Below are 10,538 nucleotides of genomic sequence, written 5' to 3' on the forward strand. Positions count from 1 at the left end.
ATTAGGCATTCTGTACCGTTAGAGTTTAGATAATTAAATACATATTGTACCGAAATTAAATATTAAGTCTATAAATACGGTTTTTGAGTTGCTTTTTAAGACTTTATTTTGTTCCGTTAGGCTATACCCTAAATATTCAGTACTTTTTCCTACAAATCCTAAGTGCTTCATAAAAAACCTTCAATAAATATAGTAAAGAGCTGTCTAAATTAAGCCAGACTCTCTTTTACAAATTTTAGATCAGCAATAAATAACCGAATAACGCCCATTATGTTAATTTTAGAAAGTCTTCAAGCTCACCTTAAAGAATTAACCTACTAGAGGATGCTCTTTCATTAAATTCTGTATGTCATTTGGGTCATAACAACCACATAAGCCTAGAAGCACTACGTCTGATATCTCATCAATACAACAACCTGAAACGATTTGCATACGTTGATTTTTGTCATATCCAAAAACTGTATATGTCAAATCTTCATCATCAAAATGATCTTTACAGATTGAACAGCAATCAGGGTATTTCTTCAAAACCTTATCAATATCTTTTTGCTGAGTAACAGTAACGCTCATATAACAACTCAAATAACTTTTCTTGGCCATAATTTTACATCTATATTTTTCTGAATATCCTTTTATTTAGCATGATGGGCATTATTCGGAATGAGAGCGGACAACTCTCGTTTTTTGTTATGGAAACTGCTAAAATACAAGTACGCCATTGACGTACAAAGAGTCCATGTTATTTATTGAAACCAGCATCTTTACCAAGCAAATTAAAGACCTTGTATCTGATGAGGAATATCGTCAACTTCAGGAAGATCTTTTGGTACAGCCTGATAGAGGTGATCTAATCAAGAATGGCGGTGGTATTCGCAAAGTACGTTGTGCTCAAGGTAACAAAGGAAAAAGTGGTGGCATTCGGGTGATTTATTATTGGGTCACCGAGGATGATCAGATATTTTTCTTAGTGGCTTATCCAAAATCAGTGAAAGATAATTTAACAGATAAGGAAACAGCCATTCTGCGCCAACTCGTGAAGGAGCAATTTCATGGATAACAACTTATTTGATGACTTGGTTGCTTCAATCAAAGAAGCTGGAGCTATCAAACGTAAAGAAGTTAAAGCAAGTCGAGTTACAGAACTCGAACTACCAGATATTAAAGAAGTACGTGAAAAAACAGGCTTGAGCCAAAATGAGTTTGCTGCACGTCTGCATATTAGTCCTCGTACCCTGCAAAATTGGGAACAGGGACGACGCTATCCAACTGGACCAGCAGCTACATTGATTCGAATTTTAGATGCTCATCCAAGTCTTATTTAAAAAATTACTTAAAAAATGGGAGCTTAAGGCTCCCATTTTTAGATTCGTATAACGTGTATTATGTTAATTTTAGAAAATCTTAATCATGTTCACTTTGAAATATATTTTCATAGAAATTAAGTAGAAAACCAGTTGCCTTATATTCTTTACCTCCGAAAGGATGAGTAATAATTTGCACAAATCCATACGATTCAAGTTCTAGAGTTAAGTCCTCATCTGTAGCGTCCTTTAATCCATGTCTAGGATTAGTTAACTCCAACTTGTTTCGTTCATAACATTCTTTAATTTGGTCTAATAAATACGAAGTTAACTTAGGAATTATATGCATATACTTTAAAAATTCACTTCTAGATACCTCTTTAGCATCATATAAAATTGTGGCCCTAGCAATCATCCTTGCATGTTTTTCTAGATAGCTAAGCTCTATTGCATTCATGATCTCCATCCCCATCTCTAAATTACTTTTATCTTTAAAAATTTCATTTATTTTTTTAGGGGATTCAAGTTCACATGCGTCAATGTAGTATAAAAATTGCTGTGTTCTTTTACTTAATTGATATTGGTAAAATCCTTGATAAACCCCTTTAAAAGCACTTACAAAAGGAAATGCTTTAATAAACTCTTCTAAAACACTATCTGCTGTACTTAGCAATGTATTATCAATTAAATTTTCTGTAGTTGCTGAGCCAACGTCTAAAGCCCTTTTCTTAATTTTCATTTATTCTTTATTACCAGTAATTATTAAAATTAAGACTACTGCCATCCAAGAGAAAGCTATAACCCTATGTAATCTAGTGAAGTTTTTACTTAAAGTACCCCATGCGAAAATATAAGGCATAATTAGAATACCTATCCATAAACAAATTAAACCTACATTTTTAACAATCGGATTATTATTTATTTTGTTTAATACAGAACTTAAATCAAAAGAACTTTCATTTACTAAAGTATTGATCTGCACAGGTATAGGTTCAGACTGTGGCTCTGGCTGTTTTAAAAAAGCATATTTAGGGTTAATGTGATCTCTCTTTTCATATCTATTTATAAAAGCTTTTAAAGCAAAAAGTTTTTCAGCGATATCTCTCTTAGCTTGAATTCCTGTATCACCTGAATAAGCAACTTTTTCTATTTCTTCTTTTAAACTTAAAGTTAACTCTGAGAACATTTCATAAGATTCATCATTTTCAAATAATTCATCTATATCAATATTTTCTCTTCTTAAACGAGATGGGTCATATCCATTTAATTCAAAAAAATCCATAATTAGTTCATTGGCATCTTTTTGACTTTTATGCAGAAAGTTACTGAACTCTATGTCTTTCAAATCAGAAGCTGTAGGACTTTTCTTAACAATACCTTTATTAGTATTCGCTCTAGAGGTAGAAATAGACTTACTTAAAAAAAAGTTAATACCTCCTATTTTTTTCCCTACACCAAATCTAAAACTCATAAAAACACCTAATAATTAATTTTTTAAAAAGATATATTTACTTACATAAGCTCGTAAAGCCAATGAATTATTTGGCTTGAAAGAACTACTTTAATTCTCAAGAGATTTACTAGCTTTTGGAAATTTAGCTTTGATTAATTCCTGATACTTGGCTTTTTCCTCTTTAGACATACTCTCGAAAAGTTTGTTTATACAGTCAGCATCCTCAACTGCACACTTCTGAAAGTCATTAGAAACTTGGCCTACAAATAATGCTGAACTAACATAGGTATAGATAGCTTTTTCCCATTGCTTATCATTCCCAGAAATATTTTGATCTTCGAACTCTAGAGCTTGATTTACAGTGCCAGTTTTGAAAGTTTCTAGGAATAAACAATCATCTAAAATAGGACTACCACCTATTTCACTATTACCTACACAAAAAAATGTAGCTTTTGAGCCTTTACTAAGCTCAGCTACATTCCCATGATCAATTTTATTAAAGCGAAGCATTGGAGAATTGAACCCATAATTAGCTTTAGTTTCTAATCGAACAACTGGCTTGTCATCTATCCCTGCTTCAATACCTGATATTTTTCCATTAACAAAGAAATACTTATTCTTATATAAGTTATTGGCTTTGATTTCATTTTTGTCATAATCATTTGTTATTTGATCAGCTGAGTAGACAGGAAAGTAAGATGTTAATAGTAAAGACTCGTTGTCACCTGAGCTTAATGTAGGAAGTATTTTAAGCTCATCTTCAATAGAAAATTTAAGAAAAGCCTTTTCATTCTCCGTTAGTAATTCATTTTTAGCTTTAACTGTAGAAGTTTCTGCTTGAGAGTTGGTATTATTGGAATCTGGCTTATTTGCTTCTTTACTACAACCAACTAATAATAGTAATGCCCCAATAAAAATAGATAATTTTTTCATGTTTAAAATTTCTTGAAAAGTAATAAATATTTTGTACACACTACACTATCTATTATTCATTGAGTACCCAAATCCTAAAAACCATAAGTCACATATAAAATTTTATTTGTTAAGCCGAACAGTTTTTCTTTGAAACTCTAATCGAACCAACTTTACACATAAACCTCGGATCAATGTTTAACATAAAATCTCTTATATGAAATTTAGAACTTATCCCTTAAAAAGATCATTAAAAAGCTCTTTATCTTTCTGTCTATTTTCTTCTGTCTTACTTTCCGCACTTAAAAACTGCTCAAAATCAGCCCATTGATGTTTAAAAGATTCATCATTCTTAAATTTATTCAAAACCCAAGCGCCAAGCAAAATTTTCCGTCTAGTTTCATTTTTCCGTTCTTGGGCTTTTGCTTCGCTTAAAAGTTTTTGCTGTTTGAGTTTAAGCTCATTCTGTTTCTGTTTTGCCTGTTCTAAGATCTGCTCTTGTTCTTTTTTTAAATACTCAATTTGCTCTTGCAGGGATAATTTTTTCTGCTGTGCTTTGGTGAGTTTCTTTAAAACTGCATCTTTCTTTTCTTGAATATCTGACATAGTATTAAACCGTGATGATCAATAATCAAACATCATCATAGAGTCAAAAAACAAAGCGAGCAATATCAAACGTAGCGAAGCGAAGTTTTCCCGGAGTGAAACAAAGGGCGCACTTACCCACTTTTATCATTTCATTCAAAAGTGGACGTTGCGACAGGGGGAAACCCCTGTACCCCATGACCTCGCTTTAGCATGGTCAGCAACTTTTTCAAAGTTGCAAAAATCAAAACCACGGTATGCAGAAATTTAGGTTTTTAAAGTGGCAATTTTTCATTTGAATGAAAGCAACATCTCACGAAGTGACGGACGTTCAGCCGTTGCTTGTGCTGCTTATCGTGCCTGTGAAAAATTAGAGGATCTGACTTTTGGAAAGACTCAGGACTACACTAAAAAAAAGGGACTTGCATACAAAAATATTTATGCACCAGAACATACCAATACAAAACTTTTAGACCGTCAAACACTTTGGAATACAGTAGAAAAAAAAGAATTCAATGCCAATGGCTCAATGAAAGCCAATGCACGACTCGCCAAAGAATATATCTGTGCTTTACCACATGAATTAACAGATGCAGAACGCATAAAAATCGTTGATGATTTCTGCTCTAACTTTGTCAAAAAACATAATGTGATTGTCGATGCTTGTATTCATGCACCACATGATCATGATGATGAAACCAATAATAAAAATTTCCATGTCCACATCATGTTCACGACCAGAGTCGTGAATGACAAAGGCGAATTAGGCAAAAAACAAAGAATCTTCAACGACCATGGTCCCGAGATCCTGAAGGACAGCCGAGCAACTTTTGCCAATGTTGTAAACACAGTATTGGAAAATGCCGGACTAGACGAACGCATCGACCACCGCAGTTATAAAGATCAGGGCTTAGACTTTCTTGAACCCACTCATCATGAAGGGCATGAAGCTACAGCACTTCGCAGACAATATGACGAGGAACAAAAAAGACCGCTTGAAGAACGTAACACTGAAATTGTGCTACCAAGAATTGCACTTGAAAATGATGCAATCAAAGCCAAAAATTTAGATGCTGCACGAGAATACCAACAGATCATCAAGGGCCTTGATCAAGAAATTATTGTTCCAAGTCGATTAGAAGATCAGATTACCCAGCTGGAAAACGAACTTCAGTTAACCGAAGCAGAAGAAAAAGAGCTTTTAGCAGAATTAGTAAATCTCAACCTAGAAGAAGAACGCCTGCAAGAACAACAGGTTCAACAGATCGACAACGCATATGATGACTTCATCCGGTGCCAAGATATTTATGCAGAATTTGCCAATCAGTTTTACACCATTCAAAGCAATGCTGCTGATAATCAAAAGCAGATTGAATCAAATCTCACCAAGACAAAACGATGGTTAGCAGAAAACAAAAGCGATTTTTACCTACATACCAATAATTTGTTTTATGACTCTTATCATCATACTTACAGAGATATAAAAAAACCTGATTTTTATGCGACTGAAAAATCAGTAGAACAGGCAAAAAATGAGAACTGGAGAGAATACGCAACCGAGGTCGAACAACTTGCTAAAGAATACGATATTGAGAATGTCGTCCAACGCTTAGGTCAATGCTCAGAGATACTGGAAAATAATGGGATTGAACGACCAACGATAAAACCCACGTTTTGGCAGAAGCTAAAACGAGAGTACGTTCATTCATTCGATACCCTACATGATTTTAATGATGATATGAGTCCCCTCCTTAAAGCAAAACGGGCAGATGATCTCAAAATTGAACAAGAAAGAATGCAGCAAGTACGCCAAGCGGAAGTAGATCGCCAACGAAGAATTGAAAATGATCGCAAAGAAAGTGAATTTAGAGAGCAATTACGTAAAGAACGAGAGCAAAAAGAACAACGCTATGAACAAGAAAGACACGAACGAGAACATTTGGCATTTTTAAAACGCCAAGAATTGGAAAAACAGCAGAAAAATGAGCCTAAAAAACCAGAAAATGAAAATAACAACGATTACCGACCTTGGTGAATGCTGTTTAAACGCAAAAAAATAGGGTTTTTAGCGATGTTTTGCTAAACCACAGTAGATTTTATAGTTGAGTTAAGAAAAAACTCTTAAATCGCAAATGAGAGCATTTAGCGAGTGTCTACGAGCGAACTACAGGGATCTAAATTTTTTCACCTGTTTTTCCCTGATTACAGGCTCCCCTGTGTATCAAGAACTCAGAATCAGAGCATCCCGAATGGGTGCGAACTGATTACGATGGCTTTATGTCGAGCGAAGCGAGTAAAAAGCTCATGAGCGAAGCGAATTCCGAGCTGCTTTTGCTTTTTTTTAAAGTCACAACCCAATGAGCCAAAAAATTGCCCCAACGAATCGAGCGAAAGCGAGATTCAATAGAGTTTGAGCGTAGCGAAAACCAAGGGCAATTTTTCCTTTCCTGGGCTTTTAATTATTTTAAAGTTTTTAAATGCTTTTAGGTAAGCTGAAAGCCCTGTAAATAAAGGCTTCTAGACTTCATATGACACCGTTTACCTTGCAATATGACACCGTTTACCTTGCAATATGACACCGTTTACCTTGCAATATGACACCGCTTACCTTGCTTATAGCACTAAAATTAATTAAGGTGTCATAGCATAATAAATAATACTGGTGCTTCATGAGAGAGTTAGTTGTAAAAGACAATGCCTTAATTAATGCAAGTTATAACTTAGATTTAGTAGAACAACGTTTAATTTTATTAGCTATTGTTGAGGCAAGAGAAAGTGGGAAAGGGATTAATGCTAATGATCCCTTAACTGTCCATGCAGAAAGCTATATCAATCAATTTGGCGTACATCGCAATACCGCTTATCAGGCATTAAAAGATGCCTGTAATGATTTATTCGCAAGACAATTCAGCTATCAAAAAATAAATGAAAGAGGGAATATTGAGAACTATAGATCCCGTTGGGTTAGTGAAATTGGATATGTAGATAATGAAGCAGTGGTTAAGCTTATTTTTGCCCCTGCCATAGTTCCATTAATTACGCGCTTAGAAGAGCATTTTACTAAATACGAATTGCAGCAAGTTAGTAATCTCAGTAGTGCTTATGCTGTTCGTTTATATGAGTTATTAATTGCTTGGAGAAGTACGGGCTCTACTCCAATTATAGAGCTAAGTGATTTCCGTCAAAGAATTGGCGTACTCGATACTGAGTACAAGCGTATGGAACGCTTTAAAACTAGTGTACTTGAGCTCGCTATTAAACAAATTAACGAACATACAGATATCACAGTGAAGTATGAACAACACAAAAGAGGTCGATCAATTTCAGGATTTTCTTTTAACTTTAAACAGAAAAAGAAGGACAGCCCATCAATAGAAAGAGATCCGGATACTTTGGGTCTTTCTTCAAAGATGACCGATGCTCAACGGCATATGTTTGCAAATAAACTTTCAGAACTCCCTGAAATGGGTCGCTATTCACAAGGAACAGAAAGCTATCCTCAATTTGCTGTTCGTATTGCTGAGATGCTACAAGACCCTGAAAAAATCAAAGAACTATCCCCATACCTAAAAAAAGTGGGATACATGCCATCAAATAAAAAGGACACCGTAAATGGCTAAGTTATCACTAAGTGAAGTATCTAAAAAATTCCATGTGGATAGATCAACCATTTACAGAGCTGTACGTAATGGACGTTTATCACGCTCCAGTGATGGACAATTCGATCTAGCAGAGGTCATCCGATGCTTTGGAGAACCTGAGCAAACATCTCAAAAAATTGAATCATCTAAGCAAGAAGGTGATGAATCTACAAAAAAACTTATTGCCCATTTAGAAAATGAAGTCAAAAAATACCAAGAACGTGAAGAACGGTTAATGCAACAAATTGACCGTATGCAAACACTCATTGAGCTGAAAAGTGTTGCTCCTGCCACAGCAGCACCACAACAAGATGCTACGGCATGCGACACCGACCTACCACAGCATGCGACAACACAACAAGACAATGATAATAAAAAGAATAATGAATTAAATATTGCAGAAAATGTGGCAGTGCCACAGCAAGAAACTACGGCATACCACACCCAAACGCTACAGCATGCCACGTTGCAAAATGTGGCAGTGCCACAACACAAAAAACGTGGTTTATTTGGCCGTGTACTAAATGCTGTTTTTGATAATGACTAAGGGAGAGAGATCATGCCGAAACTGAAAGATATTGCCCTGGGAATTATTGTGGCCCCGCTGCTGATCCCCATCATGCTGATTGCATCGTACCAGGATAAAAAGGCACTCAAAAAAGAGCTGGATAAACGCCAAAAAGAAAAAGACCAGTCATCCTGATTATTCAATTGAGCTAATCAAAATCGTGAAACATTGCTTAAATAATAGGCGTGGAACGTGAAAAATCATAAAAAAAGCCCGGTCATGGAAACTCGGGCTATCAACTAGGAACTACAGCGTTGAATTATAAGGATAATTATACAGCATTTCGTATAAGGTGTATTATGTTAATTTTAGAAAATCTAAAATAATTATTGATAATTTTTTTTTGAAAATTTAACATACCTTCCGATTGGTATTTTAGGTATGATTACTTATGAACAGTGTGTTACTCGCTTATGTATTACTTGGATTTGCAATAGTTTCCGAAGTGATTGGAAGTAGTTTTTTAGTTAAATCGGAAGGGTTTACAAAACTTTTTCCAAGCGTGATGGTCTTTATTTTTTTTAGCACGGCATTTTATTTATTATCACAAGTTATTAAAACAATCCCTTTAGGTATCGCATACGCTATATGGGCTGGTGTTGGGATTGTTCTAACTGCTGTAGTTGGCTACTTTGTTTTTAAACAGACACTAGATAATCCTGCTTTAATTGGAATTGGTTTTATCGTATCTGGCGTAATAATTATTAATTTATTTTCGCAATCAGCAGGTCATTAAGTGAAAGAAATTCGGCAACAAAAGAAGCAACCAGAGGTTATTCGAAAGCGCATCCTTGAACAGGCAACTATTCTTGTTTCTCAAAAGGGTATTTCTGGTGTTTCTATTCAAAATATTGCTACAGCAGTAGGTATAACAAAAGGGGGGGTATTTCACCATTTCCCGAATAAAAAAAATTTGATAGAAGAAATGTTCAATCAAATAATTCTTGATTTAGATCAAACAGTTGAATACTTGATTAAACGCGATCCAACAGAATATGGTAAATTCACACGAGCTTATATTCATAGTTCTTTTATCCATCAAATAGATGGGGTGGTTTCTGCTTGGTCAGCGTTATCAATGACTATGATCACAGAGCCTACCTTTAATAAAATTTGGATGGAATGGCTAAAAAATAGATTATCTCAACATGCAGAAACGGATAGTCATCCTGATTTAGAGTTACTTCGTTTAGCAGCAGATGGGTTGTGGCTACAAAGTATTACCGGAGTCATTGATGATGAGCAATGTTCAAAATTAGAAGACGATCTGCTTAATCGAACCTATTTAACATAAAATCTCTTATTCGAAATTTGAACTGTAAGCCCCAGATAGAAAAATCCAGTGCATAGAACGGCACTGTTGCAAATAGGCTGACATGATAAGCTAAATATCTTATTTATTTCGAGATACAGCAGATGAATCCCTTCCACGGTCGGCACTTTCAAGGTGAAATCATTCTTTGGGCTGTTCGTTGGTATTGTAAATATGGCATCAGCTATCGTGAACTTCAGGAAATGCTGGCCGAACGTGGAGTGAATGTTGATCACACCACAATTTATCGCTGGGTTCAGCGTTATGCTCCAGAAATGGAAAAACGTTTACGTTGGTATTGGCGTAATCCTACAGATCGACATTTATGGCATCTGGATGAAACTTACGTAAAAGTGAATGGCAAATGGGCATATCTATACCGTGCAGTTGACCAACGTGGCCATACTCTTGATTTCTATCTTTCTGCTAGACGAAATACCCATTCAGCTTATTGTTTTCTTGGAAAAATTTTAAATAATGTGAAGAAGTGGCAAATTCCACAAGTGATCAACACGGATAAAGCACCCACATATGGACGTGCTTTATCACGGTTAAAACGGGAAGGTAAATGTCCACCAGACCTTGAGCACAGGCAGATTAAGTATAAAAATAACGTGATTGAATGTGATCATGGCAAGCTAAAGCGGATCATCAGGGCCACATTAGGATTCAAATCTATGAAGACGGCTTATGCCACAATTAAAGGTATTGAAGTCATGCGTGCACTACGTAAAGGACAAGCATCGTCATTTTATTATGGTCAGCC

General features: G+C 35.3%; 14 protein-coding genes. 9 read left to right on the top strand and 5 right to left on the bottom strand.

From position 1 onward, the window contains the following. Window positions 1–309: 309 nt before the first annotated feature. Window positions 310–570, bottom strand: coding sequence for a hypothetical protein (locus FTT85_RS17305; protein ID WP_068976015.1), 261 nt, complete (start codon window positions 568–570; stop codon window positions 310–312). A gap of 166 nt (window positions 571–736) precedes the next feature. Between FTT85_RS17305 and FTT85_RS17310 the strand changes: the two genes are divergently transcribed. After that, window positions 737–1,057: a type II toxin-antitoxin system RelE/ParE family toxin gene (locus tag FTT85_RS17310; RefSeq protein ID WP_058971762.1), complete on the top strand. Its 321-nt coding sequence runs from the start codon at window positions 737–739 to the stop codon at window positions 1,055–1,057. Beyond that, window positions 1,050–1,322: a NadS family protein gene (nadS, locus tag FTT85_RS17315; RefSeq protein ID WP_000369781.1), complete on the top strand. Its 273-nt coding sequence runs from the start codon at window positions 1,050–1,052 to the stop codon at window positions 1,320–1,322. Before FTT85_RS17310 ends, nadS begins: the two co-directional genes overlap by 8 nt. Window positions 1,323–1,401: 79 nt before the next feature. Here nadS and FTT85_RS17320 read toward each other — a convergent pair whose 3' ends face one another. From FTT85_RS17320 to FTT85_RS17335, 4 genes are all read right to left on the bottom strand, one after another. Next, a complete protein-coding gene (locus tag FTT85_RS17320; protein ID WP_180109569.1) occupies window positions 1,402–2,040 on the bottom strand; it encodes a hypothetical protein in 639 nt (212 codons plus the stop codon). Further along, a complete protein-coding gene (locus FTT85_RS17325) occupies window positions 2,041–2,772 on the bottom strand; it encodes a hypothetical protein (protein WP_180109570.1) in 732 nt (243 codons plus the stop codon). It abuts the gene before it with no gap. Window positions 2,773–2,862: 90 nt separating this feature from the next. Next, the gene (locus FTT85_RS17330; RefSeq protein WP_180109571.1) at window positions 2,863–3,687 is read right to left on the bottom strand and encodes a hypothetical protein; all 825 of its coding nucleotides are present in this window, start codon (window positions 3,685–3,687) and stop codon (window positions 2,863–2,865) included. 210 nt (window positions 3,688–3,897) lie between these two features. Further along, a complete protein-coding gene (locus FTT85_RS17335) occupies window positions 3,898–4,272 on the bottom strand; it encodes a hypothetical protein (protein ID WP_086322809.1) in 375 nt (124 codons plus the stop codon). 259 nt (window positions 4,273–4,531) lie between these two features. On the opposite strand from FTT85_RS17335, the gene mobQ reads away from it, so the two are divergent. The 7 genes from mobQ to FTT85_RS17370 form a co-directional block, all read left to right on the top strand. Continuing rightward, window positions 4,532–6,286, top strand: a complete 1,755-nt coding sequence (gene mobQ / locus FTT85_RS17340) for a MobQ family relaxase (RefSeq protein WP_373686715.1) — start codon at window positions 4,532–4,534, stop codon at window positions 6,284–6,286. Between the two features lie 634 nt (window positions 6,287–6,920). Continuing rightward, window positions 6,921–7,871 carry a replication initiation protein RepM gene (gene repM, locus FTT85_RS17345; RefSeq protein WP_180131822.1) on the top strand — a complete coding sequence of 317 codons (951 nt, stop codon included), beginning with the start codon at window positions 6,921–6,923 and terminating at the stop codon, window positions 7,869–7,871. Then, window positions 7,864–8,439, top strand: a complete 576-nt coding sequence (locus tag FTT85_RS17350) for a plasmid replication DNA-binding protein (protein ID WP_121523934.1) — start codon at window positions 7,864–7,866, stop codon at window positions 8,437–8,439. The genes repM and FTT85_RS17350 overlap by 8 nt, the downstream gene beginning before the upstream one ends. A 12-nt stretch (window positions 8,440–8,451) precedes the next feature. Further along, window positions 8,452–8,595, top strand: a complete 144-nt coding sequence (locus FTT85_RS17355) for a hypothetical protein (protein ID WP_180184057.1) — start codon at window positions 8,452–8,454, stop codon at window positions 8,593–8,595. A 256-nt stretch (window positions 8,596–8,851) separates the two neighbouring features. Then, the gene (locus FTT85_RS17360) at window positions 8,852–9,196 is read left to right on the top strand and encodes an SMR family transporter (RefSeq protein ID WP_005146112.1); all 345 of its coding nucleotides are present in this window, start codon (window positions 8,852–8,854) and stop codon (window positions 9,194–9,196) included. Then, complete coding sequence (locus FTT85_RS17365) at window positions 9,197–9,754, top strand: TetR/AcrR family transcriptional regulator (RefSeq protein WP_005146114.1); 558 nt, start codon at window positions 9,197–9,199, stop codon at window positions 9,752–9,754. Window positions 9,755–9,876: 122 nt separating this feature from the next. Further along, window positions 9,877–10,538, top strand: a 662-nt coding sequence (locus FTT85_RS17370; protein ID WP_180176060.1) for an IS6 family transposase, incomplete at its 3' end; no start/stop codon positions are given.

This window comes from Acinetobacter sp. YH01020, assembly GCF_013420275.1.
GTDB lineage: Bacteria > Pseudomonadota > Gammaproteobacteria > Pseudomonadales > Moraxellaceae > Acinetobacter > Acinetobacter amyesii.

What these genes read in the sequence shown, in the direction of transcription:
- FTT85_RS17305 (WP_068976015.1), bottom strand. Translation starts at nt 570, where the DNA reads ATGAGCGTTACTGTTACTCAGCAAAAAGATATTGATAAGGTTTTGAAG.
- FTT85_RS17310 (WP_058971762.1), top strand. Translation starts at nt 737, where the DNA reads ATGTTATTTATTGAAACCAGCATCTTTACCAAGCAAATTAAAGACCTT.
- nadS (WP_000369781.1), top strand. Translation starts at nt 1,050, where the DNA reads ATGGATAACAACTTATTTGATGACTTGGTTGCTTCAATCAAAGAAGCT.
- FTT85_RS17320 (WP_180109569.1), bottom strand. Translation starts at nt 2,040, where the DNA reads ATGAAAATTAAGAAAAGGGCTTTAGACGTTGGCTCAGCAACTACAGAA.
- FTT85_RS17325 (WP_180109570.1), bottom strand. Translation starts at nt 2,772, where the DNA reads ATGAGTTTTAGATTTGGTGTAGGGAAAAAAATAGGAGGTATTAACTTT.
- FTT85_RS17330 (WP_180109571.1), bottom strand. Translation starts at nt 3,687, where the DNA reads ATGAAAAAATTATCTATTTTTATTGGGGCATTACTATTATTAGTTGGT.
- FTT85_RS17335 (WP_086322809.1), bottom strand. Translation starts at nt 4,272, where the DNA reads ATGTCAGATATTCAAGAAAAGAAAGATGCAGTTTTAAAGAAACTCACC.
- repM (WP_180131822.1), top strand. Translation starts at nt 6,921, where the DNA reads ATGAGAGAGTTAGTTGTAAAAGACAATGCCTTAATTAATGCAAGTTAT.
- FTT85_RS17350 (WP_121523934.1), top strand. Translation starts at nt 7,864, where the DNA reads ATGGCTAAGTTATCACTAAGTGAAGTATCTAAAAAATTCCATGTGGAT.
- FTT85_RS17355 (WP_180184057.1), top strand. Translation starts at nt 8,452, where the DNA reads ATGCCGAAACTGAAAGATATTGCCCTGGGAATTATTGTGGCCCCGCTG.
- FTT85_RS17360 (WP_005146112.1), top strand. Translation starts at nt 8,852, where the DNA reads ATGAACAGTGTGTTACTCGCTTATGTATTACTTGGATTTGCAATAGTT.